The 25,825-nt window shown below is 45.9% G+C and carries 26 protein-coding genes (1 of these 26 cut by a window edge); 23 read left to right on the plus strand and 3 right to left on the minus strand.

The window, feature by feature from the left end:
- The 8 genes from nuoH (at window position 1) to GLV81_RS03915 (ending at window position 8,906) form a co-directional block, all read left to right on the plus strand.
- Entirely contained in the window at window positions 1-1,077 is a 1,077-nt protein-coding gene (gene nuoH / locus GLV81_RS03880) for an NADH-quinone oxidoreductase subunit NuoH (protein ID WP_197428914.1), read from the plus strand.
- A 70-nt stretch (window positions 1,078-1,147) separates the two neighbouring features.
- Window positions 1,148-1,702: an NADH-quinone oxidoreductase subunit NuoI gene (gene nuoI / locus GLV81_RS03885; RefSeq protein ID WP_157477048.1), complete on the plus strand. Its 555-nt coding sequence runs from the start codon at window positions 1,148-1,150 to the stop codon at window positions 1,700-1,702.
- Between the two features lie 96 nt (window positions 1,703-1,798).
- A complete protein-coding gene (locus GLV81_RS03890; RefSeq protein WP_157477050.1) occupies window positions 1,799-2,299 on the plus strand; it encodes an NADH-quinone oxidoreductase subunit J family protein in 501 nt (166 codons plus the stop codon).
- Window positions 2,300-2,325: 26 nt separating this feature from the next.
- A complete protein-coding gene (gene nuoK / locus GLV81_RS03895; protein ID WP_157477052.1) occupies window positions 2,326-2,664 on the plus strand; it encodes an NADH-quinone oxidoreductase subunit NuoK in 339 nt (112 codons plus the stop codon).
- A 75-nt stretch (window positions 2,665-2,739) separates the two neighbouring features.
- Window positions 2,740-4,572: an NADH-quinone oxidoreductase subunit L gene (nuoL, locus tag GLV81_RS03900; RefSeq protein ID WP_246186233.1), complete on the plus strand. Its 1,833-nt coding sequence runs from the start codon at window positions 2,740-2,742 to the stop codon at window positions 4,570-4,572.
- 24 nt (window positions 4,573-4,596) lie between these two features.
- Window positions 4,597-6,036, plus strand: coding sequence for a complex I subunit 4 family protein (locus tag GLV81_RS03905; RefSeq protein WP_157477054.1), 1,440 nt, complete (start codon window positions 4,597-4,599; stop codon window positions 6,034-6,036).
- A gap of 38 nt (window positions 6,037-6,074) precedes the next feature.
- A complete protein-coding gene (locus GLV81_RS03910; protein ID WP_157477056.1) occupies window positions 6,075-7,454 on the plus strand; it encodes an NADH-quinone oxidoreductase subunit N in 1,380 nt (459 codons plus the stop codon).
- 129 nt (window positions 7,455-7,583) lie between these two features.
- Window positions 7,584-8,906, plus strand: a complete 1,323-nt coding sequence (locus tag GLV81_RS03915; protein WP_246186234.1) for an ABC transporter permease — start codon at window positions 7,584-7,586, stop codon at window positions 8,904-8,906.
- A gap of 255 nt (window positions 8,907-9,161) precedes the next feature.
- On the opposite strand, the gene GLV81_RS03920 is transcribed toward GLV81_RS03915, so the two are convergent.
- A complete protein-coding gene (locus GLV81_RS03920; RefSeq protein ID WP_157477058.1) occupies window positions 9,162-11,015 on the minus strand; it encodes a zinc-dependent metalloprotease in 1,854 nt (617 codons plus the stop codon).
- Window positions 10,954-11,748, minus strand: coding sequence for a DUF5117 domain-containing protein (locus tag GLV81_RS03925; RefSeq protein ID WP_157477060.1), 795 nt, complete (start codon window positions 11,746-11,748; stop codon window positions 10,954-10,956). Before GLV81_RS03925 ends, GLV81_RS03920 begins: the two co-directional genes overlap by 62 nt.
- A gap of 337 nt (window positions 11,749-12,085) precedes the next feature.
- On the opposite strand from GLV81_RS03925, the gene GLV81_RS03930 reads away from it, so the two are divergent.
- From GLV81_RS03930 to GLV81_RS03995, 15 genes are all read left to right on the plus strand, one after another.
- Entirely contained in the window at window positions 12,086-12,949 is an 864-nt protein-coding gene (locus GLV81_RS03930) for a MotA/TolQ/ExbB proton channel family protein (RefSeq protein WP_157477062.1), read from the plus strand.
- 122 nt (window positions 12,950-13,071) lie between these two features.
- Window positions 13,072-13,695 (plus strand): biopolymer transporter ExbD, encoded by a 624-nt coding sequence (locus GLV81_RS03935; RefSeq protein WP_197428915.1) that lies wholly within the window; start codon window positions 13,072-13,074, stop codon window positions 13,693-13,695.
- Between the two features lie 41 nt (window positions 13,696-13,736).
- Window positions 13,737-14,282, plus strand: coding sequence for an ExbD/TolR family protein (locus GLV81_RS03940; protein ID WP_157477066.1), 546 nt, complete (start codon window positions 13,737-13,739; stop codon window positions 14,280-14,282).
- A 53-nt stretch (window positions 14,283-14,335) separates the two neighbouring features.
- A complete protein-coding gene (locus tag GLV81_RS03945) occupies window positions 14,336-15,166 on the plus strand; it encodes an energy transducer TonB (protein ID WP_343030582.1) in 831 nt (276 codons plus the stop codon).
- A gap of 133 nt (window positions 15,167-15,299) precedes the next feature.
- Window positions 15,300-16,124 (plus strand): energy transducer TonB, encoded by an 825-nt coding sequence (locus tag GLV81_RS03950; protein WP_246186235.1) that lies wholly within the window; start codon window positions 15,300-15,302, stop codon window positions 16,122-16,124.
- Window positions 16,125-16,293: 169 nt separating this feature from the next.
- Window positions 16,294-16,758: a hypothetical protein gene (locus GLV81_RS03955; protein WP_157477068.1), complete on the plus strand. Its 465-nt coding sequence runs from the start codon at window positions 16,294-16,296 to the stop codon at window positions 16,756-16,758.
- Window positions 16,759-16,835: 77 nt separating this feature from the next.
- Window positions 16,836-18,218, plus strand: a complete 1,383-nt coding sequence (gene mnmE / locus GLV81_RS03960) for a tRNA uridine-5-carboxymethylaminomethyl(34) synthesis GTPase MnmE (protein WP_157477071.1) — start codon at window positions 16,836-16,838, stop codon at window positions 18,216-18,218.
- 109 nt (window positions 18,219-18,327) lie between these two features.
- A complete protein-coding gene (locus tag GLV81_RS03965) occupies window positions 18,328-19,155 on the plus strand; it encodes a carboxypeptidase-like regulatory domain-containing protein (protein ID WP_197428916.1) in 828 nt (275 codons plus the stop codon).
- A gap of 71 nt (window positions 19,156-19,226) precedes the next feature.
- The gene (locus tag GLV81_RS19210) at window positions 19,227-19,637 is read left to right on the plus strand and encodes a sulfatase-like hydrolase/transferase (protein ID WP_197428917.1); all 411 of its coding nucleotides are present in this window, start codon (window positions 19,227-19,229) and stop codon (window positions 19,635-19,637) included.
- A complete protein-coding gene (locus GLV81_RS03970) occupies window positions 19,634-20,503 on the plus strand; it encodes a sulfatase-like hydrolase/transferase (RefSeq protein WP_197428918.1) in 870 nt (289 codons plus the stop codon). Before GLV81_RS19210 ends, GLV81_RS03970 begins: the two co-directional genes overlap by 4 nt.
- A gap of 22 nt (window positions 20,504-20,525) precedes the next feature.
- Complete coding sequence (locus GLV81_RS03975; protein WP_157477076.1) at window positions 20,526-21,677, plus strand: formylglycine-generating enzyme family protein; 1,152 nt, start codon at window positions 20,526-20,528, stop codon at window positions 21,675-21,677.
- 20 nt (window positions 21,678-21,697) lie between these two features.
- Window positions 21,698-23,188 carry a sulfatase gene (locus GLV81_RS03980; RefSeq protein WP_157477078.1) on the plus strand — a complete coding sequence of 497 codons (1,491 nt, stop codon included), beginning with the start codon at window positions 21,698-21,700 and terminating at the stop codon, window positions 23,186-23,188.
- Window positions 23,189-23,633: 445 nt separating this feature from the next.
- Window positions 23,634-23,975, plus strand: coding sequence for an Asp-tRNA(Asn)/Glu-tRNA(Gln) amidotransferase subunit GatC (gene gatC / locus GLV81_RS03985; RefSeq protein ID WP_246186236.1), 342 nt, complete (start codon window positions 23,634-23,636; stop codon window positions 23,973-23,975).
- A gap of 10 nt (window positions 23,976-23,985) precedes the next feature.
- Window positions 23,986-24,699, plus strand: a complete 714-nt coding sequence (locus GLV81_RS03990) for an ABC transporter ATP-binding protein (protein WP_157477081.1) — start codon at window positions 23,986-23,988, stop codon at window positions 24,697-24,699.
- Window positions 24,700-24,768: 69 nt separating this feature from the next.
- A complete protein-coding gene (locus GLV81_RS03995) occupies window positions 24,769-25,329 on the plus strand; it encodes a cob(I)yrinic acid a,c-diamide adenosyltransferase (RefSeq protein ID WP_157477083.1) in 561 nt (186 codons plus the stop codon).
- A 7-nt stretch (window positions 25,330-25,336) separates the two neighbouring features.
- Here the strand turns inward: GLV81_RS03995 and GLV81_RS04000 are convergent, their stop codons facing one another.
- A protein-coding gene (locus GLV81_RS04000; protein ID WP_157477086.1) for an ABC transporter ATP-binding protein crosses the window boundary here: on the minus strand, window positions 25,337-25,825 show its 3' portion. Its footprint extends 165 nt past the window's final position; 489 of the gene's 654 nt are visible here — the last part of the coding sequence; its start codon lies beyond the right edge, outside the window; its stop codon occupies window positions 25,337-25,339.

Raw genomic sequence — 25,825 nt, forward strand, 5'->3', positions numbered from 1 at the left:
ATGACATTTTCACTATTAGCCATCACATTGGATTGGGCACTGGTGTTGGAGAAATTTTTGTTGATACTGGTGGTTGTATCTATCTCTCTGGGCTTTGCGATGTACAGCACTTACGCTGAGCGTAAGGTGGCTGGTTTTTTGCAAGACCGTCTTGGACCCAACCGCTTCGGCTGGTTTGGTTTGCTGCAGCCTGTGGCCGATGCCATCAAGCTTTTTGCCAAAGAAGACATCATTCCCAATAAAGCCAACAAGGTATTGTTTGTGCTTGGCCCGGGCCTGGCTATGCTGGCCGCCCTTATGACCAGTGCTGTTATTCCTTGGGGCGATACACTCACTATTGGCGACCGTGCTGTTAGTCTGCAAATAGCCGACATCAATATTGGTATGCTGTATGTGTTTGCCGTGGTAGCACTCGGTGTGTATGGTGTAATGATTGGCGGCTGGAGTAGCAACAACAAGTTTTCATTGTTGGCGGCTATCCGTGGTGCTTCGCAAAACATTAGTTACGAACTGGCTATGGGCTTGTCGATTATCGCCCTTGTATTTGTGACAGGTTCACTCAGCTTGAAGGATATCGTAGTATCGCAGCAAACCATAGGTTGGAATTTCTTTTTACAACCCCTCGGCTTTTTGTTGTTTATGATTTGTGCGTTTGCCGAATGTAACCGTACTCCATTTGACCTTCCCGAAGCTGAAAATGAATTGAACTTTGGTTACCATCAGGAGTATAGCTCTATGAAGCTGGGCTTTTACCTGTTTGCTGAATACATCAACATGTTCATCAGCAGTGTTATCATGAGCACACTCTATTTCGGCGGTTATGATATTCTTCCTTTTGTAGATGAAACAAAGTGGGGCCTCGATCCGAATGTGCTTACCCTGTTGGGCTTTGGTGCCTTGTTGATTAAGACCGTTTTCTTTGTATTCTTCTTCATGTGGGTACGCTGGACCATTCCCCGTTTCCGCTACGACCAGCTCATGAATTTGGGTTGGAAAAAATTGATTCCTTTGGCCCTCATCAATATGCTGATTACTGCCGCCGTGGTATTGTATCTGCAAAATGGCTGGCCTAAATAAATCATCATTCACCTAAAACAACCACAGCGAAATTTTTTCATTTTGAATTAATCGCAAACGCTGTTCAGATATGCAACCATTAACCAACAGATCGAAGCAGGTAGACCGCAGTCCGATGACTTTTTCGGAGAAGCTGTATCTGCCCAGTATTGCCAAGGGCATGGCCATCACATTTTCGCACCTTTTCAAAAAGCGCCCCACCATTCAGTATCCTGAGCAGACTCGTCCGTTCAGTCAGGTATTTCGTGGGTTGCATGTATTGAACCGCGACGAAGAAGGCCGTGAACGCTGTACCGCATGTGGGCTTTGTGCAGTGGCTTGTCCTGCAGAAGCCATTACAATGGAGGCAGCCGAACGCCAGGACGGTGAAGAAAACCTGTACCGTGAAGAAAAGTATGCCGCCAAGTATGAAATCAACATGCTGCGTTGCATTTTCTGTGGCTTGTGCGAAGAAGCTTGTCCGAAAGATGCCATTTACCTGAGTGAAACTTTTGCGCCAGCTAACTTCAACCGCCAGGGTTTCATTTACAATAAACAAGAACTGCTGATTCCCAATCCGGTGACAGAAAAAGAAGCTTATGAAAAAGCTGCCGGTGGCAGGGTTCGTAAGCCAGTGAACGAATAATTGAAAGTGGCTTAACTGCCGCAGCTCACACGCATTGCACTTGCACACACGTATGCCTTGCATACTTCTTTGACCTCACTATTATTGAAACAACCAATGAATACCTTTCAAATTACATTCTGGTTTTTGAGTGCACTGGCCGTGTTCAGTTCTCTCATGGTGATTACCAGAAAAAATCCGGTGTACAGCGTACTGTTTCTCATCATTACGTTTTTTGCCATTAGTGGTCATTACATTTTGATGAATGCGCAGTTTCTCGCCATTGTCAACATCATTGTATATGCCGGTGCCATCATGGTATTGTTCCTGTTTGTGCTGATGCTCATGAACCTCAACAAGGAATCGGAGCAACAAAAAAACAAATACCTGTTGTGGAGTAGCGGCATTGCCGGCGGTATGCTCATGATAGTGCTGATTGCCGCTTTGGATACGCCAGACCCCGCTATCATCACGAAGCCTGGCACAGGTGAAATTGGCCTCATCAAAAATTTGGGAACCAAACTGTTTACTGATTATGTAGTGCCTTTCGAAATCAGCAGCATTCTCTTTTTGAGTGCTATGGTGGGTGCTGTGGTAATTGGTAAAAAAGGCGATTAATTTTTTCAAGCAACAACCGGTAGTATATGCCTATATCTTATTACATCTTTTTAGCCATCATCATTTTTTCCATTGGCGTTACGGGTGTGCTTACCCGCAGAAATTCCATCATTGTGTTTATGTGCATTGAGCTCATGCTGAATGCCGTGAACTTGTTGCTGGTGGCTTTCTCAAAGCTGCATCACCAACGCATGCTGGTGCTCGACCCCGCTAATGTAACCGCTGGTACCGAAGGCCAATTGTTTGTGTTCTTCATTATGGTGGTAGCCGCTGCTGAAGTAAGTGTGGGCCTCGCCATTATTGTACTCATGTACCGCAATGTGCACAATGTAGATATCAACTTCCTGAACAGATTGAAGAACTAACAGAAGAATCGTACGCTATGAAATTTGCACCTTATATACCATTACTTCCGCTGGCAGGCTTCCTGATCGAATGGATTGCTGCGCAACCGGCTGAGCAAAACTGCTACCGGTATTGTAGGCAGTGGAGTAGTGTTGATTGCCTTTGTGCTGAGCATATTGGTGTTCAACAGTGCTGCTGCCGGCCAGTCGCAGATTTTTCAATTGTTCGAGTTTATCAAGGTTGGTTCGCTCAACATTCCTTTTGAGTTTCAGGTAGACCAACTCACAGCTTTGTTTTTGCTGGTGATTACCGGCGTTGGTTTTCTCATTCATGTATACTCTACCGCATACATGCACGAAGAAAGCAATGCCCATTTTGCCCGCTACTTTGCTTACCTCAACTTGTTCGTATTTAGCATGCTGCTGCTGGTAATGGGCGGCAACTATGTCATCATGTTTATTGGCTGGGAAGGTGTGGGTCTTTGCTCATACCTGCTCATTGGTTACTGGTTTAAAAACCGTGAATACAACAATGCTGCTAAGAAAGCCTTTGTGATGAACCGCATAGGTGATCTTGGCTTTTTGGTGGCAGTGTTTTGGATGATTCAAACTTTTGGCAGCACCAGTTACGCTAACGTATTTGCGCAGTTGCCTGGCGAAGCTTCGACTGCAGTACTCACCGGCATCACTTTGTTGTTGTTGGTAGGTGCCATGGGTAAAAGTGCACAGATTCCTTTGTACACCTGGCTCCCCGATGCCATGGCTGGTCCTACACCTGTATCAGCGCTAATCCATGCCGCTACCATGGTTACCGCCGGTATTTACATGATTGCCCGTAGCAATCTCATGTATGCACTGGCGCCTGCCAGTATGCATGTGGTAGCCATTGTTGGTTTGGCTACTGCGCTGCTGGCTGCAACCATTGCCATCAAGCAAAACGACATCAAAAAAGTATTGGCTTACTCTACTGTTAGCCAGCTCGGTTATATGTTCCTTGGTTTGGGTGTTGGTGCTTTTACCGGCGCTGTATTCCATGTAATGACGCATGCATTCTTCAAAGCATTGTTGTTCCTGGGTGCGGGTAGTGTTATTCATGCCATGCATCATCAGCAAGACATGCGTTTTTATGGCGGCCTCAAAAAGTTCATGCCCATTACGCATTTTACCATGCTCATGGGTTGTTTGGCCATCGCTGGTATTCCGCCATTCAGCGGCTTCTTTTCAAAAGATGAAATACTGGTACATGCCTTTGAAGCCAACCCTGTGTATTATGTACTCGGTTTGTTGGGTGCATTGATGACGGCCTTTTACATGTTCCGTTTATACGCCATGACTTTTATGGGTGAATACCGCAGCGACTTATCACATCATCATCCGCATGAAAGCCCTAAGGCCATGACCGTTCCTTTGATGGTATTGGCTTTGCTGAGTGTGGTAGGTGGTTTGATTGGTATACCTGCATTGTTCATGCATGATGGACATAAGCTGAATACATTTCTGACACCCATTTTCGAAGGGTCTCAGCAATACCTTGAAAAGCATGAGCCATTGAGTCACAGTCAGGAGTGGATGATGATTGCGATTAGTGTGAGTCTGATTGTAGTGATGATTCTGGTGGCCGTTCGCAAATACAGCAAGTCGGTAGATGCGGAAGCCACAGGCTTAGGCAAAGTGCTCGAAAATAAATGGTATGTAGATGAACTGTACGATATGATTATAGTGAAGCCTTTGCTGGCCATCGGTGGTTTCTTCAACACCGTGGTTGAAAAGAGCGGCATCGATCGTATTGTAAATGGTGTTGGCAAAGGCATTCATTATAGTAGCCGCCAGTTGCGTTTGTTGCAAAGTGGCAACGTAGGCAGCTACTTGCTGATGATTGTGGTGGCTATCATCTTGCTCATTCGTCTTGTATTCTATCTGAAATTGTAACAGCAAACGCACAAATAATATCTGATGATGCTCTCTTCTTTCATATTCATTCCGCTACTGGCAGGCTTGCTTTTGTTTTTTGTACAACAGCAGCAGTTGGTAAAAATCCTGTCGCTGGCAGCCGCTGCTGCAGTGCTGGGCGTGGTGCTGTATGCTGTATCGTTGCCAGCCGGCCATGCTTCGCTGAGTTACACTACAGGTTGGCTCGGTAGTATCAACAGCAATTTTTCTTTGCTGTTGGATGGCCCTGCCAAAATCACCACCTTACTCACGGCTGTTAGCTTTGTGATTATTTTCATTGCTACCTGGAACAATGACTATGCCGATGGCAATAGTTATTATGCCCTCATGCTGTTGTCGATGAGTGGACTCATGGGCGTATTCCTGAGTGCAGATGCTTTGTTGTTCTATTTCTTTTGGGAACTGGCACTTATTCCTGTATACTTTTTGTGCAGCAAGTGGGGTGGCGAAAAACGCATTCCCGTTACGTTTAAATTTTTCATTTACACGTTTGTGGGTTCGGTGCTGATGTTGATTGGTATCATTTACCTCTACAACAAAACCGCCGACCACAGTTTTGCATGGAGCAGCTTTAAAGCTGTGGTGCTTACTGCCAAAGAGCAGGCCTATTTCTTCTGGTTCTTCTTCATTGCTTTTGCTATCAAAATGCCAGTGTTTCCTTTTCATACCTGGCAGCCCGATGCATACGAAACTTCGCCCACCAGTACTACCATGGTGCTGAGTGGTGTGATGGTGAAAATGGGTTTGTTTGCGGTGATTCGCTGGTTGCTTCCAGTGTTCCCCGACATGAGCGATAAAATGGCCAGCCTCATCATGATCTTCAGCATCATTGGTATGCTGTATGCATCACTCATTGCCATGAAGCAAGACAGCATCAAGCGGTTGATTGCTTATTCTTCTATTGCTCACATTGGGCTGATGAGTGCGGGCTTGTTTGCCGGTAATACGGTAGCGTACAATGGTGTGCTGGTGCAAATGTTCAACCACGGTATCAACATCATTGGTTTGTGGATTGTGGTTGACATTATTGAGCAGCAAACCGGCATTCGCAAAATGAGTGAGCTCGGCGGTTTGGCACAACAAGCTCCCCGCCTCACCATTATGCTGGTGATTGTGGCTCTGGCCAATATTGCGCTGCCACTCACCAACGGTTTCATTGGCGAATTCATGATGTTTACCGGTTTGTATCAATACAATCCATGGTATGCAGTGGTGGCTGGTATCAGCATCATTTTCGCTGCTGTGTATACACTGGGAATGATTCAAAAAGTTTTTTATGGCGAACTGAATACTGCCGTAAAAGTGGTGGATTTAAAACTGATGCAGTGGCTGGCACTGGCGCTGATAGTAGCCATGATTTTTGTAGCAGGTGTATATCCAAAACCACTGCTGCAACTGGGCGAAGCTGCCGGACAAGTGATAGCCACAACGGTAACCAAATAAAGAAACAGATCTAATTTTTTCAATACGAAGCTGATATTATGAACCTAATCATTTTTGGCGGTTTACTGGGTGTAGTCATGATGTTTGGCGGTTTGCTGATGAAGCAAAAACACCAGGCTACGTTGTTGGCCACCATCCTCATGGCTTTGTTGCTGGTGCTCAACAGCTGGGAAATCTATCATAGTCCAGTGTTTACTGTGAACACCCTGAACATGCTCGAAACCACCCGCTTTGGATTGGTGCTGAATGAAATAATGCTGGCAGCAGGGCTCATTTACTTTTTGCTCAGCGGCCGCGACATTGAGAAGGTAGGCAACCACGTAGCTGAATATTATGCATTGATGTTTTTCATTTTTGCAGGTATCGGCATTGCTACCAGCTATACCAATTTGCTGATGCTCTTCCTCGGCATCGAAATCATTTCTATTCCATTGTACATACTTACTGCTGCTGATAAGCGCAACCTGAAAAGTGTGGAAGCTGGTTTGAAATACTTTTTGATGGGCTCTTTCAGCACAGGCATTATGCTCATGGGTATTGCGCTGATTTATGGCGGCACTGGTTCATTCTTGCTCAGCAAGTTTAGCTTGTTGGGTGCGCCCATGAGTTACAACCTGGTAGGTGGTTTGCTGCTGGTATTGGTAGCCATGGCTTTCAAAGTAAGTGCGGCTCCATTCCACTTTTGGACGCCAGACGTATACGACGGTGCGCCTACTGTATTCACTTCATTTATGGCCACCATTGTAAAAGTGGGCGCCTTTGTTGCTTTCATCAAATTGTTTGAAGGTTCGTACACCATCATTGAGGGTAAGTGGCAGTTGGTGATGGCCATTATCATTGCACTTACCTTGCTCATAGGCAATATCACAGCCGTGTTCCAGCAAAGTGTAAAACGCATGCTGGCATATTCTTCCATTGCACAAGCCGGCTTTATGTTGTTCTCACTTTTTTCGATGAACAACTGGGGCAAAGAAGGCATTGTGTTGTATGCGGCGGCCTATTCTTTGGCTACCATTGGTTTGTTTGCTGTGTTGGCCAAAATGGAAGATTACACTTTCCATGGCTTCAATGGTTTTAGCAAACGTGAACCCATGATGGCCGTAGCATTGACTATCTTTTTGCTGAGCCTTGCCGGTATTCCGCTGACCATCGGTTTCTTTAGCAAATACTATATGGTGGCTTCGGCTATTGCTACTGGCGGCAAATTTTTGTGGCTTACTATATTGGCCATGCTTTGCGCTGCCATTAGCGTGTACTATTATTTCCGGGTGATACAAGCCATGTACTTTAAGCAGGGCGAAATAGTGAGTACACTACCTGTGGCCCCAACATTCCGCTACCTGCTGTTGGGTGTGGCTGCTGCTGTGGTTTTTCTGGGTGTAATGCCTCAATGGATTTTGCAATACCTGTATTTCTAATACAATTGTTGTGGTGAAAAAAGGCGGTTCCGATGGAGCCGCCTTTTTTGTTGCCAAAATCGAGGATGCCAAGCGGTATAACTTTATCAGTGGTAAAACCGCACCGCTCATTAGCTATACCTTTATGCCATGCAAATAGGTGATTCAATAGCACTGGCCTGGCAAACCGTAAAGGTGAATAAACTGCGCACCGGCATTACTGTAGCCATTATTGCGTTGGGTATTATGGCACTCATTGGCATCATTACCGCCATCGAAGCCATGAACCAAAGCCTGCGGGAAAGCTTTAGCACCATGGGCGCCAATGGCTTCAGCATTCGCTACCGTGAACGCAATTTTTTCATGGGCGGCAACAACAACGATGATGTAAAGAAGACCACCAAAAAAGCACAAAAAGAACGCAAATCGAATACCGGACGTTTTATTACGTATAAAGAAGCTTTCGAATTCAAAAACGCTTACAGCTATCCGGCTACGGTAAGCATTTCGCTACGGGGAAGCTTTAATGAAACGGTGCAGTATGTAAGCAAGGAAAAAGCGTTTAAAACCAATCCCAACGTGGCATTTCAGGGGGGCGACGAAAACTACCTCGAATTGAACGGCTACAAATTGGCAGCGGGCAGAAATTTTACGCAAAATGAAGTGTCTACGGGAAGGGCAGTGGCCATCATTGGCGATGAAGTACTAAACAAATGCTTTGAAGGCAACGCTGCTAAAGCCATTGATAAAATCGTGAAAATTGGCAACCGTCCCTATTTGGTGATTGGTGTGTTGGAGAAAAAAGGCGCCAGCGCTTTTTTGAATCTCGACAACGTCGCCATTACATCTTACAACAACATACGTCAGGTGGCGGCCAGCATTGGTACGTTTAGCATTGGCGTAATGGTGAAGGATTACAAACTGCTCGACAATGCGGTAGGACAGGCCACGGGTACTTTTCGAAATATCCGCAAACTCGACATTCAGGAGAACGATAATTTTTACATCGACAAAAGCGATGCCTTAGCAGAAAAATTCATTGGCTTTTTGAGTGGCATTACTGGTTCAGCAGCTGTTATTGGTTTAATTACGCTGATTGGTGCCGCCATTGGCCTCATGAACATCATGCTGGTGGCTGTAACCGAACGTACCAAAGAAGTGGGGCTGAGCAAAGCTATTGGTGCCACCAGCCAAACCATTCGCCGTCAGTTTTTGTTTGAATCTATTATCATCAGTTTGCTGGGTGCAGGCATTGGTATTGTACTGGGTGTATTGGTGGGCAATCTTTTTGGTATCATTTTAAAAACCGGTTTTGTTGTGCCTTGGGTATGGGTATTTACCGGTGTTGTTATTTGTTTTCTTACAGGTTTGCTGGCGGGTGTATATCCTGCGGGCAAAGCTGCCAAGCTGATCCTATTGTGGCACTGCGGTACGAATAGTTTTTTGAACCACGAAGACACGAAGTCTCACTAAGGAGCACGAAGGATTTTTGGGAATAAGGAACTGGAGAATAAGTAATAGCGTCTAACCACCAAACTTCTAAGTATTACAAAGGAGCACTAAGGGATTTTCGTTGACGACTCTCCATTTAATCATCGCTTACTTTCTTATTCTTCATTAATTATTGCTTATTCCTTATTCCTTATTCCTTATTTCTTATTGCCTTTCCTACAATAAAAAAGCCTGCAGCATTTGCTACAGGCTTTTTTGGTAAAAGACGATGATCAATTAGTCTTTCTTCATAGCACGGTCAATGCGGTCAATCAAATCGCTGAGGTGCATTTTGGTTGATGCATCAGTTACTGTTGGCAAAGCAGCTTTCAGTTCAGCCTGCAATGTTTTCAGTTGTGCTTTTACAATAGACAAAGCATCTGATGTAGTAGAAACTCCACCACCAATTTGAATGGTAATGCCCGGTGCAATTTGCTGTGGCGCAGAAGGCGGGGCCATCAGGCTAATGAGGCGTTCAGTATAGTCTTTTTGCAAAGCACGGCGATAAATATCAACGGGCTTCTTAGCGGCTACTTCGCTAAATACACCTTTGCGCAGGTCGGTCATCATTTCATTCAGTGTGTAAGCTTCAGCAGGCTTTTCAGCTTCAAAACGCAGGAGCTTGCTGGCCGTGTTGCTGCTAAACATAGTAGCGAGGGCACGGCTTTGTAAGCTGCTGATTACTGTTTGTGGCGCTTGGTTGGTCAGGCTGGTGTACTTCGCATCAATCACCCAGGTTGGTGTTTTGAATACGTTGTTCTGAATCCAGCTCATGGCTTCTTTTTGCTTGGCTTTGCTGGTGAAAGTATACACAGCACCATCTTGCTCTACGGTTTTAGGCGTACGCTCCAAGCCACCAATGTAGCGGCTTACATGGCCAATGTAGCGGCCAAACTGAGACACCACCTGACCGTACATGTTTTGATAATCATCGTATGCTTCACCCGATTGTTTGGTCCACTCGTAGAGGTTGGGCAGAATACGCTGCAGGTTTTTGATACCGTAGCTGCTGGCCTTCATGGCATTGTCGCCCAGGTCTTCGGTTTGCGAACGAGGATCATCGCCCCAGCTTTCACCATCGCCCCACCAGTTACGTGGGTTTTTCAGTTTTTCAATGGTCAGCTTGTTGAGGGTTTCTTTATCGTCATCGGCAGTCTTGGTATCGTACCAACGGTAACCCCATTCAATGGCCCACATATCATAATCGCTGATGCGGGGGAACAAACCTTTTTCAGTGATATTGTCTTCGGGCTGTGCTACGTAGTTGAAGCGGGCATAGTCCATAATCGATGGCGTATGACCATTGGCTTCAACCCAAGCCTTGTCACGAAGTTTTTCTACAGGTACTGTAGAAGAAGAACCGAAGTTGTGGCGCAGGCCCAGTGTATGGCCTACTTCGTGGCTGCTCACAAAGCGAATGAGCTGGCCCATCAGTTCATCATCAAAAACCATTTTGCGGGCACGAGGATCAACGGCTGCAGTTTGCACCATGTACCAATCGTGTACCAGCTTCATTACGTTGTGGTACCAGTTGATGTGGCTTTCCATGATTTCACCGCTGCGGGGGTCTTGTACGTTGGGACCGCTGGCATTGGGTACATCAGAAGGCTTGTACACAATGGCAGAGTAGCGGGCATCTTCCAGGCTCCAGGTAGAGTCTTCGTCTTTTGTAGGAGGCATTTTAGCCATCACTGCATTTTTAAAGCCGGCTTTTTCAAAAGCAGCCTGCCAGTCATTTACACCCTGTATGAGGTAAGGAATCCACTTCTTAGGCGTTGTGGGATCGATATAATAAATGATTGGCTTTTGAGGTTCAACCAATTCGCCACGCTTGTATTTTTCTACATCTTCGGGCTTGGGCTCCAGGCGCCAGCGGCGGGCCAGTGTTACAGATTTTACGCCTTGTGGATTGGCATCAAAATCAACATAGCTGGTAGAGAAATAACCAACACGGGCATCGAAGTAGCGAGACTTCATAGGCGTTTTGGGCAATGCAATGATGGAGCTGTTGAGCTCGAAAGTAGCAGGGTCAGAACTGCTGCCAAATCCGAAAGCTTGCTGCAGCACCACCCAATGCAGATGGCGCAGCACCACCACGGCTGTAAGTTTTTACCGTACGGATGTTGAGGTTATTGGGGAAAGTTTTTACAGATACGATGTAAGATTTATCGGGCTGTACACCACCGAGGCTGAAGGAGCGTTTGTCGCCGGCATCAAAAAACAGCAAGTCGTTGTCTGAGTTCAGCAAGGAAGTGACGTCAATAACAGAGCTGGTTGAATCTTTACCAAAAGCCTCTATTTTAAATGCATACAGAATGGGCTGGATGCTGGAGTTGAGCACAGAACGGTACATGCCATTCGTACTGTCGGTAGCTCTTTCGCGGAAGCTGATTTTGTTGAGGAAGATTTTGTCTTCCGGTCCTTTTTCAAAACGAATCACCGATTCGCTGATGATATCGCCGGCAAAGCCAGAAAAACCATTGCGAACACCTGCAGCGCCTTTGCCAATCCGGTTTACCACCAGCAGGTCGCGGCCCAGCATGTTGTCTGCAATTTCCAGCAGGTATTTGTCATCTACAAAATGCACTTTGAAGAGGCCCGATTGCGACTTCGCTTTATCGGTTACCACTTCTTTGTAAGGCTTGGGGCCTTTGCTGGCAGGAGGCATGGTAGGCCGGGCTGTGCCATTGGGAGCACCAGTTGGTGCTGTACCGCCATTGGTAGGCGGGGTAGGAGGCGGAGTTCTGCGGTCTTGTGCCTGCGCAGCCATCATGCTACCGGCAACCATAGCCACACACACCAGTTTGATGTACTTGTTGATCATATGATTTGTTGTTTGAAAAAAGTGTTTGAAGGTAAACGTATCAGTGTTTCATTAAGTTGAAAGTGGCATGTAATGTGTAGAGCGGCAGTATTAGCGTATCTCTGGCCACGGGTATCTGCAACGCAAATGAATGCCAACCCCATGTGACGTTCTTTTTGTATCGTCACCTGCTGGTAAAATCAAAACTTGTACAATAAGGTTTGATGTGTAAAAACATATCTTTATTTCTCACGAAAAAAAAAGCAACGTCATGTTGCTGAATTCATTTTTTCAGTACAATTGCCACCCAATTGCTAAATTTCTAACAAAAAGAATCTTAAACTAAAAACCAACGATCATGGCAGAAAACAAACCGACTGCAACTGTGGCCAAGGCTGCCACTTCTGTTCAGCCTAAGAAGAGCAGCAATATGATAAGCTATATTGCTCCAATTGCGTGTATTATTGCCGGGTATGTTATTTGGCGTTTTGTACTGGGCGATCCCAGCAACTTTAGCAAGCCCGATTTGAGCGGCGGATTTTGGCCTAGCCACCAAGGTCCCAAGGGTGCATTGGTACGTGCTTACGAAGGTGGTATCATCGTTCCGTTGCTGATTGGTCTGAACCTGATGGTATGGACATTCGCTATTGAGCGTTTCCTCACTATCAGCAAAGCCAGCGGTAAAGGCAACATCAGCGAATTCATTCGCAAAGTGCAGTACCACCTGGCCAACAAAAATGTAGACGCCGCTTTGGGTGAGTGCGACAAGCAAAAAGGTAGCGTAGGTAATGTGATGAAGGCTGGCTTGCGCAAGTACAAAGAAATGACTACAGAAGCTGGCCTGGAAACAGATCAGAAACTGGCTGCCATTCAAAAAGAAGTAGAAGAAGCAACAGCACTCGAACTGCCTATGCTCGAAAAGAACCTCGTGTTCCTCTCTACCATCGTATCTCTGGCCACCCTCGTAGCCCTGTTGGGTACGGTAATGGGTATGATTAAATCATTCGCATCACTGGGTGACGAAAGCGCTGGCGCACAAGCTGCTGCTGCTCTCGCCATTGGTATCTCTGAAGCCCTGTATAATACCGCCCTCGGTATCGGTACTTCAGCTATCGCCCTGGTATTCTACAACATCTTTACTACCCGTATCGATGGTATTACTTTCGGTATCGATGAATCAGGCTTCACACTGACTCAGAGCTTCGCCTCACTGTACAAGTAATTGGCAAGTCTGTTTTTCTGTACCCTGTATGGAAAAGCACAGTGTTTGAATCTCATTTTTAATTCATTGAAACAAGTAATATGGGTAGGCCTAAAATTGCACGAAAAAGCACTTGGGTAGATATGACCGCGTTTGTTGACGTGGCCTTCCTCCTCTTGTCCTTCTTCATTCTTACCACCAAGTTCAAACCACCTGAGGCTGTATCTGTGGTTACGCCCAACTCCGTTTCTTCTAAAGCTGCAGAAGAACTCGACCAGTGCCTGGTTACACTCAGCCCCGATGGCAAAGTGTATCTTTCGTACTCAGAGGAAGAGCGGAAAATTCAGGTAGTAGACGACCTGAATAAGCGGCTGAACTTACAGTTGACACCAGATGAGGTTAAAAAAGCCGGTAAAGCCGAGTTTTTTGCTACGCCATTATCTCAGTTGAAATCATTCCTCAATCTTCCAAAAGAAGAAATGGCCAAAGGTTCTTCTATGCCGGGCATCCCCTGCAAAGACAGCACCAGCAATGAACTCACTGAATGGATAGCCTCTACTACAACAGTCTTCTTGGGCGAAAAACTGAACCTTATGGTGAAAGGTGACAAAGACGCAACGTATCCCGTTTTCAAAAATGTAATTGATGCATTTAAGAAAAGCGATCAGTTGAAGTTTAAAATCATCACCAACCAGGAGCCCCTGCCATTGAACTCTCCTGCCGCAGAAACTGCTGCAAAGAAAGCTAAGGGTGGAGCTGCTGAATAAGAACAGGAACTGATTAATAACAACACTTAAAAACTTACGCTATGGCAGATATAGGAGAAGGCGGTGGCGGTGGCCATAAAAAAGGGCCGGGTGTAAAAAAGAGTAAAAAGCAATCTACGAGAGTCGATCTTACCGCCATGGTGGATTTGGGCTTTCTGCTCATTACCTTTTTCATCTTCACCACTACCATGAGTACTCCTACGGCAATGAACCTCTTTTTGCCGAAGGATACCGAAAAGCCTGAAGAACAAAACAAAGCCAAAGCTTCCGGAGCTCTCACTATTATGCTTGGTAAAGACAGAAATGTGTTTTACTACGAAGGCATATTGGCCGATGATGGCTCTAACTTTAAAAGCGATAACTTTTCCGGCATCCGCGACGTAATTCTGAACAAGAAAAAGTCTACAGATGACAAAGATTTGGTTATTGTAATAAAGCCAACCAAGGAAGCTAAATTCCGCGATGTGGTTGATGCCCTCGACGAAATGACTATCAATGAAGTAAAACGCTACGCATTGGTAGACATTTCAGAACCAGAACAACAGCTCATTGACCTGACTGTGGCAGCTGGCGGCGGCGGCAAATAATTTTTTGTGGAATTTGAAACAGAACTGAATCTAAATAGCAAATACTTACCGCTATGATGGACGTAAACAAAATTTTGAATGCCGATTTCCTCGACATCCTGTTCGACGGCCGGAATAAGGAATACGGAGCCTACGAACTGCGGAGATCTTACAACAAACGCCTTACTGTAGCTATTTCAGCTATGATTCTCATTGCGTTGTTGATCTTCCTCGGCTCAGTTATTTCTAAAGAAGCCGAAAAGAACAAGAAGGCGAAAATGGAAGTTCAGGACGTGAAGCTGGAAGAAGTGAAAGAGCAGCCCAAAAATGAGCCGCCACCTCCACCTCCGCCACCCAAAATGCCTGAGCCTCCAAAGATTGAAATCACAAAATTCACTCCTCCCAAAATTGTGAAGGATGAGGAAGTGAAAGAAGATGAAAAGCCTCCTGAAATGGAAAAGATTGAAGAGGCTAAAATTGGTACAATCAACCAAGAAGGTACGAAGGATGACGGCATCGTTGCTCCTCCGGTTGAATCAAAAGGTACCGGTGATGTAGTAGCACCAAAGGCAGTAGAAGAAGACTACGACAAGGTATTTACCAAGGTAGAAAACCCTGCTGAATTTCCTGGTGGTCCCGACGCTTGGCGCCGCTATCTCGAAAGAAACCTGCAATACCCTGACAATGCGCAGGAAAACGGTACACAGGGCGTAGTTCGTGTGCAGTTTATTGTAGACAAAGAAGGTAACATTAGTGAAGTACAAGCCCTCAACGACCCAGGCGATGGTCTGGCAGAAGAAGCGGTTCGTATCATTAAGAAAGGTCCTAAATGGACACCGGCTGAACAGAATGGTCGTAAAGTAATTTACCGCCACATTCAGGCTATCACCTTCCGCCTCGAGTAATTCACTCCAATAGATTTATGTTAAAGAGCATCCACACAGGATGCTCTTTTTTTATTCCATCCATTAAAAAAATATTTTTTCAACCTTATGGATTTATGAAACACTGTTCATCATAGTAGCAAATTCTACAACTATGATGGACGCAACTAAACTTCTGCAAGCCGATATCCTCGATATCGTATTTGATGGTAGAAACAAAGCCTACGGCGCCTACGAGTTGCGTCGTGCTTACAACAAGCGATTGGGTATTGCCATGGCTGTCATGGCTGCCATCTGTCTCTCAGCCTTTGTTGGGGCTGTTATGTCTCGCAACATAGATAACGACCTTACATCTGTGATGAAGGTTGATGATGTTGTACTTGTTGACTATACAGACGAATTAAAACCGCCTCCTCCTCCGCCACCCGTTACACCGCCTCCGCCTCCTGCAGCTGTACAAACAGCTATGTTTACACCTCCGGTTATTGTAGATGACAATGAAGTGCCGGAAGATGTGATGCCACCATCAATGGATGAGTTAGTTGACTCAAAAATTGGCACCATGAATATTGATGGCGGAAAAGATGATGGCATTGTAACACCACCATCAGAAAAAGGGACCGGCGAAGTGGTGCAACCCTTGCAGGCACAAATGAACAACGACACTGTATTTGTGAAAGTGGAAATGCCTGCTGAATTTCCAGGAGGTATTGATGCCTGGCGCCGCTATCTCGAAAGAAACTTGCAGTATCCAGACGCTGCTATCAGCGATGAAACACAAGGCGTAGTAAGAGTGCAATTTGTGATAGATACTGAAGGTAACGTAAGTGATGTAGTGGCATTGAATGACCCGGGTAATGGTTTGGCAGAGGAAGCGATCCGCATAATTGCACGTGGACCAAAATGGATACCTGCCGAACAGAACAACCGCAAAGTGAAGTATCGCCATAGCCAGCCAATCATTTTCCGCTTAGACTAAACTGATTTCATTTTTCATATTAAATTCATTAGACATGCGCACCTACAATACATCTAGCAATTTTGCGGCAGCTAAATATTCACCTGTTTGGATAGCCATGTGTATGTCTATGCTGTTACTTATACAATGCACCTTTGCTCAAGATGCGCCCCGAAAATCTACAGGTACTTTGACCAACCAAATGACCGGCAAATTGCAGTGGCTGGGAAAAGCCGTAATCGATCAGGCAGGCGCAGCTACACAGGCACAAAGCGGCGATATGTTTGAGTACATGAGCATGAATACACAAACAGCTTTTTGGCCTGCCATGCAAAAGGAACCGCTTTCCATGGTGTTGACGCAGGTAGACCAACTTCCGCAAAGCAATGCTGCAACAGTTTGGAACAAATGGTTGGCTAAAAGTGGATTGGCTGTTGCTGGTGCCACACTTCAAAATGGTGCAATTAAATATTCAATAGCATACCTGATAGATGCCAACGGTCAATTGGTGGAGGCCAGTATCAAAGGCGATGGCTCATTGCAGCAGGATGCGGTATTGCAACAATTTATTCAACAAAAGCAGTGGACAGCTGCCCAGCTGCAGGGTCAGGCTGTCGCATACCGAGGTTACATCAATCTGGTGTTTTTGCAGTAATCATCACGCAGTTGCGTATGCAACAAGAAAGCCTGCCTACAGCGCAGGCTTTTCTTTTTTGCAGCATCTTTGCCTTTATGACAAACGGCCAAGCTGCTCCTGCATGGAACGATACAATTGTAGCCCTTTCTACACCGCCCGGCATTGGTGCATTAGGTGTTGTACGGCTGAGCGGTCCGCAGGCTATAGCCATTGCAGATGCCCTGATGCCCGGGAAAAAATTATCGGGCAAACCATCGCACACCCTTCATGTAGGTTGGTTAAAGCATCACGATGTTTCGATTGATGAAGTGGTTATTAGTCTGTTCAGAAATCCAAAGAGTTTTACTGGTGAGGATGTGGTAGAAATCAGTTGCCATGGATCGCCCTATATTTTGCAGCAAACCATTGATGCATGTATAACCATGGGTGCACGTTTGGCAAAGCCCGGCGAGTTTACGCAACGTGCTTTCCTGAATGGCAAAATGGATTTGGCACAGGCTGAAGCCGTAGCGGATGTGATTGCCAGCCAAACAGCGGCAGCGCAACAAGCAGCACTCCATCAAATGCGTGGCGGCTTTAGTCATGAACTGGCACAACTACGTGAACAGCTGATTCAATTTAGTGCCTTAATAGAATTGGAACTCGACTTTGCTACGGAAGATGTGGAGTTTGCAGATAGAACGGCATTACAACAATTGTTGGTATCGATTAATACAGTTGTGCAACAATTGATGGATAGCTTTAAGCTGGGCAATGTGATTAAAGAAGGTGTATCTGTAGCGATTATCGGCAAGCCCAATGCTGGCAAAAGCACTTTGCTCAACGCATTACTCAATGAGAACCGTGCCATTGTTAGTGATATAGCTGGCACTACCCGTGATACCATTGAAGAAGTACTCAATATTGAAGGCGTATTGTTTCGGTTGATTGATACTGCAGGCATCCGTCAAAGTGGTGATGTAATCGAGACCATTGGTGTTGAAAAAAGTTTGGAAAAACTGCGCAAAGCTGATGTGGTGTTGTACTTGTTTGATGTGCATGCGTATGATGAACCAGCACTAAAAGAAGCAGTGTCACTATTACAGGAAAATGCGAGACAATTCATTTTGATTGGCAACAAGGCTGATTATGCAGCGGACATTCCTGAAGCAAGACTCGGCTCAAACAACTACATACCTATCAGTGCAAAAACGGGTATTAATCTGGATGTGCTGAAAGACAAATTGGTGCAGACTGTGATGCAAGGAAAAACCAATCAGGAAAGTACAATTGTAACCAATGCCCGACACTTTGCAGCATTACAACAAGTCAGCAATAGCCTGCACGATATTCAGCAGGGAATGGCGCAACACATCCCCGGCGATTTGATTGCGTTGGACATTCGGCGCTGCCTGCATTACCTGGGCGAAATCACTGGTACCATTACCAACGAAGATCAGCTGGACTTTATCTTTTCGAAGTTTTGCATTGGCAAGTAAATCATACCAATTGCGGTAAGACCTCTTCTGATTCAGCATACAACTGAATGATTTGTCCCACAGATTTGAACTGCATGTTTGGGTTGCTTTCATGCAAAACGGTAGGTTTATGGATGGTTTACTTGTACTGAGTAAATCGAATTTGCCTATGAACCTGAAATGTTTTGCTATCGTCGTATCCATGGCATGGATGCTTCAGTTGTCTGGTGCGGCACAAACCCGCATGCCAGATTTTTTTAGTAACGGAATGGTATTGCAGCAGCAAACAGCAGCACCAATTTGGGGCACTGACAAACCTAATGTCAAAGTAACTATCAAAGCCAGTTGGGGCAAGCAAGCAACCACAACCACTGATGCTAGCGGCAGATGGAAACTGACATTGCCCACACCAGCAGCGGGTGGGCCATACAACATCAATATTTCTGCCAGCAACAACATTGAATTGAACGACGTTTGGATTGGTGAAGTGTGGTTGTGTAGTGGTCAATCAAACATGGAAATGCCTGTGAAGGGCTATACCAATCAACCGGTACTGGGTAGTAATGAAGCCATTTTGCAATCCACAAATCCGCAGATCCGATTTTACCACACGGCAAGAGCCAATAGCTTACAGCCACAATACAATGCCGTGGGTAGTTGGAAAGCAGCCAGTCCTGAGCATACACCCAACTTTAGTGCTACCGCTTATTTTTTCGCCAAAAAAATCAATGCAGTATTAAATGTTCCAGTGGGTATTATTCAATCGGCGTGGGGTGCATCTACTATCGAAAGCTGGATGGATAGTGTAACGCTTACTGCATTTCCGCAGGTTACAATTCCTGCTACATTGCCGGCGCAAAATCACAATCGAACGCCCATGTTGTTGTACCTATGTAGGCTATTGCATCTAAGAGGTGCTGTGGTATCAGGGCGAAGCCAACAGAGAGAATGCACTTGATTTTACCGCCTTGTTTTCTGTTATGATTAGTGCATGGCGTCAGCAATGGCAGCAGGTAGATTTTCCTTTCATTGCTTACGGGCAAGTATGCGTGGCGAAAAGAGGGGACAGGTATTGCGCCAGGCGATGCCAGCCTGCTAATACCAGTGCAAACCACTACACTACCCGGCATGTTGCAAAAGGCAGGATACAACACTGCCGTTATTGGCAAATGGCATTTGGGTTTGGGCGATGCAAAAGGAGCGGATTGGAATGGCAAGATTTCACCCGGCCCTTTGGAGATTGGTTTCAATTATTCTTTCCTCATACCGGCCACCGGCGACAGAGTGCCTTGTGTATTTGTAGAGAATCATCAGGTGGTGAATCTTGATAAAAATGATCCCATCAAAGTGAGCTACACCGGCCCTTTGGACAGTGCAGCACCTACCGGAAAAAGAATCCTGAATTGCTCAAATTGCATCCTTCACACGGGCATGATATGACCATTGTGAATGCTGTGAGCCGCATTGGTTACATGACCGGTGGTACCGCCGCGTTGTGGCGTGATGAAGACTTTGCTGATGTGCTTTTGCAAAAAGCAAAAACCTACATCAGCAAACAAAAAACATCGCCATTCTTCCTGTATTTTTCTACGCATGATATTCACGTGCCACGTCTGGCTCATGAACGTTTTCAGGGCAAAAGTGGATTTGGACCAAGAGGCGATGTGCTGCTGCAACTCGACTGGACGGTTGGACAACTTGTAGCAACGCTCAAAGCAAATGGCCTTACAGAAAACACCTTAATTATTTTTACCAGCGATAACGGACAAGTGATTGATGACGGCTATAAAGATGATGCCGTTGCAAAGCTGGGCAACCACAAACCCTCAGGTAATTTTCGCGGCGGTAAGTACAGCGCTTTTGAAGCAGGCACACGGGTACCTTTTATTGTAAGCTGGCCAGGAAAAATGGCGGCAAATAAAATAAACAATGCCTTGTTTAGTCAGATAGATTTGTATGCTTCGCTGGCTGGGCTGGCTGGTGCAGCAATAGAAAAAGGACAGGCGCCGGATAGTAAAAACAATCTTTCTGTTTTGCTCAACCAAAGTCAGGAAAATCGTTCTTTTTTGGTAGAGCAATCACTCAACTCTACGTTATCGCTGATTGTAGGTAACTGGAAATACATTGAGCCATCCAAAGGCCCTAAAATCAATAAGGATACCAATACAGAATTAGGCAATCTTGCTACGCCGCAGTTGTATAATTTAGCCGACGATCCGGGCGAAACCAATAACCTCGCCGCTGCACATCCCGATAAAGTGCAGCAGTTGCAGGAGCAGCTTGCAAGGATCAGGCAACAACAATAATTGACGCTGAAAAAATGTAGTTATGAAAGGGTGTGGGCAGTGGAAAAACGTGCATGTGTTTTCAGTATGGCTTTTAATTGCAGGTGCGGTATTGAGCCTGCACAGTTGTAGCAGTAGTAACAATGATGCACAATCATTGCCTGCTGCCGATTCTGTACACGGCTGTATGCAAACACCTTCCCGTTTTGGCCAGCTGACCACCGACTCTTCGCTGCCCGAAAACAAGCATGCTTCTTATGAAGGCATGGTGCTGATACCCGCCGGCACATTTGATATGGGCGGCGATAACAAGCAAGCCGCTGCCGATGAATATCCTAAGCACAAAGTGAACATGCATGCGTTTTACATGGATGCCACCGAAGTGACCAATGCACAATTCAAAGCGTTTGTAGACGCCACCGGCTATGTTACTACTGCGGAAAGAAAACCCGATTGGGAAGAGTTGAAAAAAACATTGCCACCGGGTACGCCACGTCCTCCTGATAGTGTGATGATTGCTGCGTCTTTGGTATTTAAATCAACCACTGGCCCTGTTGATTTAAACGATTACAGCCAATGGTGGAGTTGGGTAGCCGGTGCAGACTGGCGTCATCCTGAAGGACCCAATAGTAGCATTGCCGGCAAAGAAAATTATCCTGTGGTGCATGTAAGTTGGTTTGATGCGATGGCCTATTGCAAATGGGCAGGCAAGCGTTTGCCAACAGAAGCTGAATGGGAGTATGCTGCAAGAGGCGGTCAGCTCAATCAAATTTATCCTTGGGGTAATGAACATGTAAATGCAGGTCAGGCAAAAACAAATAGTTGGGAAGGGAAGTTTCCTTACCTCAACGAACGGAAAGATGGTTATGCAAAACATGCACCCGTAAAAAGCTTTGCTGCCAATGCTTACGGCTTGTATGATATGGCAGGCAATGTTTGGGAATGGTGCAGCGACTGGTACGACCATGCCTATTATCAAACGCTTGCTGGTAAAGTAAGCAGCAATCCAACGGGGCCGGCAGCCAGCAACGATCCGCAGGAGCCGTACACGCCCAAACGGGTGCTGCGGGGTGGCAGCTTTTTGTGCAACGATGCTTACTGCAGCGGCTACAGGGTAGCCAGGCGCATGAAAAGCAGTCCTGATACAGGCTTGGAACATACCGGCTTCAGGTGTGTAAAAGATATCAAACAGTAACGCTAACGCAATACCGATTTATGCTGAACAGAATTTGGTTTTCACTGCTGCTCATGGTAGCGGTTCAAGCTTCCCTTGCCCAATCGAAAATGAAATCACCCAATGTGATTTTTATATTGGCTGACGATTTGGGCTCGATGGATTTGTCCTGTTATGGCAGTCGCTTTTATGAAACGCCGAACCTGGATGCATTAGCAGGCATGGGCGTAAAGTTTATCAATAATTACAGCAGCAGTCCTGTGTGCAGCCCCACACGTGCCAGCATATTAACGGGTAAAAATCCCATCCACACTGGCGTAACAGACTGGATAACCGGCCGACAAGAAAATGGCGCCAGAGTAAAGCCATTTGAAAAACTCATTGCTCCGCCTACAGCGTATGAGCTGGCATTGCAGGAGCATACACTTGCAGAGCATGCGTTGAATAATGGCTACCAAACATTTTTTGCAGGCAAATGGCATTTGGGTGAAGAAGAAAAATTTTGGCCCTTGAGTCAGGGTTTTCAAACCAATATCGGTGGTTGGAGCAAGGGCGCACCAACAGGAAAGAAAAACGATAGCACAGGCGGTTTTTTTTCACCCTATGCCAATCCAACACTTACTGATGGGCCACAGGGAGAATACCTCACAGACAGGTTGGCCAACGAATGTATTCGCTTTATCAAAGCACAATCGGATACACCATTTTTCATGATGTATGCTTTGTATGCTGTGCACAATCCACTGCAGGCACCGGCTGCGCTGATAGAGAAGTACAAACAAAAGCAACAACAGTTAGGATATACAGACAAAGATCGGTTTGTGAAAAATGAAAACTGGATGATGCATCAGGCAGACTGGAAACTTCGCCTGCTGCAAGACCATGCTGTGTATGCTGCCATGATTGAAAACATGGATTGGAATATCGGCCGCATTATTCAATCATTAAAAGAGAAAGGATTGCTGGATAATACCATTATCGTTTTTACATCCGACAATGGTGGTTTGAGCACAGCAGAAGGCAGTCCTACCAGCAATGCGCCATTACGGGCTGGCAAGGGTTGGTTGTACGAGGGTGGTATACGGGTTCCGCTGCTCATGTATTGGAAAGGCCAGCTACAGCAAGGCTTGGTATCGAATATGCCTGTTATATCTAGCGACATATTCACCACGCTGTCTGCAGTTATGCAAAAAGGGTTTAAAAAACCATCTGCACTGGAAGGCGAAAATCTGTTGCCCCTGCTGAAGTCTCCTGCAGCAATAAAAGAAAGGACGCTGTATTGGTACTATCCGCATTACAGTAATCAGGGCGGAAGACCTGCTGCTGCCATACGGCAAGGGCATTATAAATTGATACTGAATTTCGACAACAACAGCACTGAGTTGTATGATCTTTCGATAGATTTCAGTGAAAAGAACAACCTGGCCAACCAGCAGATTGCTAAGCGGGATGCTTTGAAGACACTGCTCGAAAAATGGCTTCAAAAAAATAACGCAGGCAGCTTTACGCCCAATCCGGGCTACCAGCAATAACACAAATGAATATGCTGCGCTGCCATCGGAAAAAGTTGCAAGCCGTGAATACCATGGCCAGTTAATCGTCGGCCTGAATGCCTATCGATTAAAGAAAGCTTGCTGTTTTAAAAGCAATAGACTTCTCATGTACAGTGCAGCGATTTAACCTGGGGAAGCTTGAACGAACGACCTGACAAATCCATTAAAGGGCCATTTCATCCTGCATCCATCCGGGTAGAGGGCATTTTCAATAAGGTTTGGAATCGAAAACATTTTTTGCCGATGTGCCATCCATTTGGAAAAGGCTGCAGCTATCGGCAGCTTGCTGGAAGCGGTTGGGTCCAGGTACAAAGAAATCTTGTGCCTGCATTACCAAATTATATGCTTCGCCACTTCGGCTATGCCTTTAGCATTTCACATTCTCGCTTTGGTAACTGCATTTAGCCGTTAAACATATCGTTTGGTGGCGATAGAAAGGCATTCCTTTATTTTTGGCCTCATTATTTCCTTTATGCAGGTAAACGAACAACTCATCGATCATTTGGCCAATCTGGCCCGGCTCGAATTTGACCCGGCTGCCAAGCAGGCCATGCAGGCCGATATGGAAAAAATCATTGGGTTTGTAGAAAAACTGAATGAGCTGGATACCACCGGTGTAGAGCCATTGCGCTACATGGGCGAAGCCAGCAATGTGTACAGGCAAGATGTACCCGGCGAAAATTTGCCCGTGGCCACCGCATTGCAAAACGCACCGCATAAAGACGAATCATTTTTCAAGGTACCCAAGGTTATCAAACGCGACTAATACCAACCCTATGCAAGGCATTATTCATATCAGCGACATTCGTAAATCTTACTACATGGGCACCCAATCACTGGAAGTGCTCAAGGGTTTGAACCTCGATATTTACAAAAACGAGTATGTGGCGCTGATGGGCCCTTCGGGTTCTGGTAAAAGCACTTTAATGAACATTTTGGGTTGCCTGGATAGTCCAACTTCTGGCACCTACATTCTCAATAATCAGGATGTAAGCAAAATGGATGATGCGGCATTGGCACAGGTGCGCAATAAAGAAATTGGTTTTGTGTTTCAGCAGTTCAACCTGCTGCCTCGTTTGAGTGCGGTAGACAATGTGGCACTGCCGTTGGTGTACGCCGGCATTGCCAAAAAACAACGCCGCGAAATGGCCATGGCCGTTTTGGAAAAAGTAGGACTGGGCAACCGGAGCCACCACAAGCCCAACGAAATGAGCGGTGGTCAAATTCAGCGGGTAGCCATTGCCCGTGCCCTGGTCAATAGTCCGGCTATTATTTTGGCCGATGAACCTACCGGTAACCTCGATTCCAAAACCTCCGTTGAAATCATGGACCTGTTTTCTGCCATTCAGGAAGCAGGGAATACCGTGGTGCTCGTAACGCATGAAGAAGACATTGCCGGCTATGCCAAAAGAGTGATTCGACTGCGTGACGGTATGGTGGAAAGCGATCAAACCCAGGAAAGCCGTAAACATGCACATGTGCATGAATAAACGCTCAGCTTTTTTGCGAACATTCCTACATTGCCGTTGTTACACCCCCTAATTACCGGGAAATAAAACATGGCATTTAAGATTTATACGAAGACAGGAGACAAAGGCACCACCTCACTTATTGGCGGCACCAAAGTGCTGAAAAGCCACTACCGCATTGAATCCTACGGCACTATCGACGAATTGAATTCATACATTGGATTGGTAAAAGACATGCTGCAGCCTGTACATCAGGGCAGTACTTTACCCGAAATACAAGATCGGTTATTCACCATTGGCTCAGCCCTGGCTTGCGACCCCAATAAAGAAACGGCATTAAAAATTCCGGACCTCAAGCAGTCGGATATTCAATTGCTCGAAGACGAAATGGACAAGATGGATGAGGTATTGGAGCCTATGAAATCGTTCATTTTGCCTGGCGGCCATCCCACCATTTCTACCATTCACATTGCCCGTTGCGTATGCCGCAGGGCAGAGCGTTTGTGCGTACAATTAATGGATATTGGTGAACCTGTAGAGCCTTTGATTTTGCAATACCTCAATCGACTCAGCGATTATCTTTTTATACTGGCCCGCTATGCCGGCCATTTACTGGCAGTGCCCGATATTCCGTGGAAACCACGGGTGTAAAGGCTTTTCAGGAAACCATTAGTCCGTCTTTCATCAGCAACTTGCGGTCGCTCAAATTGGCGAGGGCTTCGTTGTGCGTCACTATCAAAAAAGTTTGGCCCAGCTGCTGGCGCAGGTCAAAAAATAGCTGGTGCAATTCTTGTGCATGCAGGCTATCGAGGTTGCCGGTTGGCTCATCTGCAAATACAATGGCTGGCTCATTGATGAGGGATCTTGCCACGGCAATACGTTGTTGCTCACCGCCCGACAATTGTGCCGGTTTGTGGTCTTTGCGATCTGTGAGGTCCAGTATTTTCAACAGTTCCAGTGCCTTGGCTTCTACCACTTGTTTGCTTTTGTTGCCAATCCAGCCGGGTATGCAAATGTTTTCCAAAGCGGTAAATTCTGGCAGCAGGTGATGAAACTGAAACACAAATCCAATATGCTCGTTGCGAAAATTCGCCAGTGCATTGCCCTTCAGTTGCGTTACTTCCTGCCCTTTGATGCGGATACTGCC

The sequence above is a fragment of the Phnomibacter ginsenosidimutans genome (genome assembly GCF_009740285.1).
In the GTDB taxonomy this organism is placed as follows: domain Bacteria; phylum Bacteroidota; class Bacteroidia; order Chitinophagales; family Chitinophagaceae; genus Phnomibacter; species Phnomibacter ginsenosidimutans.

Excerpts from the sequence above, each read along its gene's own strand:
- GLV81_RS03990 (WP_157477081.1), top strand. The coding sequence starts at position 23,986 with ATGCAAGGCATTATTCATATCAGCGACATTCGTAAATCTTACTACATG.
- GLV81_RS03915 (WP_246186234.1), top strand. The coding sequence starts at position 7,584 with ATGCAAATAGGTGATTCAATAGCACTGGCCTGGCAAACCGTAAAGGTG.
- GLV81_RS03930 (WP_157477062.1), top strand. The coding sequence starts at position 12,086 with ATGGCAGAAAACAAACCGACTGCAACTGTGGCCAAGGCTGCCACTTCT.
- GLV81_RS03905 (WP_157477054.1), top strand. The coding sequence starts at position 4,597 with ATGATGCTCTCTTCTTTCATATTCATTCCGCTACTGGCAGGCTTGCTT.
- GLV81_RS03910 (WP_157477056.1), top strand. The coding sequence starts at position 6,075 with ATGAACCTAATCATTTTTGGCGGTTTACTGGGTGTAGTCATGATGTTT.
- GLV81_RS03925 (WP_157477060.1), bottom strand. The coding sequence starts at position 11,748 with ATGATCAACAAGTACATCAAACTGGTGTGTGTGGCTATGGTTGCCGGT.
- GLV81_RS03980 (WP_157477078.1), top strand. The coding sequence starts at position 21,698 with ATGCTGAACAGAATTTGGTTTTCACTGCTGCTCATGGTAGCGGTTCAA.
- GLV81_RS03890 (WP_157477050.1), top strand. The coding sequence starts at position 1,799 with ATGAATACCTTTCAAATTACATTCTGGTTTTTGAGTGCACTGGCCGTG.
- GLV81_RS03945 (WP_343030582.1), top strand. The coding sequence starts at position 14,336 with ATGATGGACGTAAACAAAATTTTGAATGCCGATTTCCTCGACATCCTG.
- GLV81_RS03950 (WP_246186235.1), top strand. The coding sequence starts at position 15,300 with ATGATGGACGCAACTAAACTTCTGCAAGCCGATATCCTCGATATCGTA.
- GLV81_RS03970 (WP_197428918.1), top strand. The coding sequence starts at position 19,634 with ATGACCATTGTGAATGCTGTGAGCCGCATTGGTTACATGACCGGTGGT.
- GLV81_RS03975 (WP_157477076.1), top strand. The coding sequence starts at position 20,526 with ATGAAAGGGTGTGGGCAGTGGAAAAACGTGCATGTGTTTTCAGTATGG.
- nuoK (WP_157477052.1), top strand. The coding sequence starts at position 2,326 with ATGCCTATATCTTATTACATCTTTTTAGCCATCATCATTTTTTCCATT.
- GLV81_RS03935 (WP_197428915.1), top strand. The coding sequence starts at position 13,072 with ATGACCGCGTTTGTTGACGTGGCCTTCCTCCTCTTGTCCTTCTTCATT.
- GLV81_RS03940 (WP_157477066.1), top strand. The coding sequence starts at position 13,737 with ATGGCAGATATAGGAGAAGGCGGTGGCGGTGGCCATAAAAAAGGGCCG.
- nuoI (WP_157477048.1), top strand. The coding sequence starts at position 1,148 with ATGCAACCATTAACCAACAGATCGAAGCAGGTAGACCGCAGTCCGATG.
- GLV81_RS03965 (WP_197428916.1), top strand. The coding sequence starts at position 18,328 with ATGGATGGTTTACTTGTACTGAGTAAATCGAATTTGCCTATGAACCTG.
- GLV81_RS03995 (WP_157477083.1), top strand. The coding sequence starts at position 24,769 with ATGGCATTTAAGATTTATACGAAGACAGGAGACAAAGGCACCACCTCA.
- mnmE (WP_157477071.1), top strand. The coding sequence starts at position 16,836 with ATGACAAACGGCCAAGCTGCTCCTGCATGGAACGATACAATTGTAGCC.
- nuoH (WP_197428914.1), top strand. The coding sequence starts at position 1 with ATGACATTTTCACTATTAGCCATCACATTGGATTGGGCACTGGTGTTG.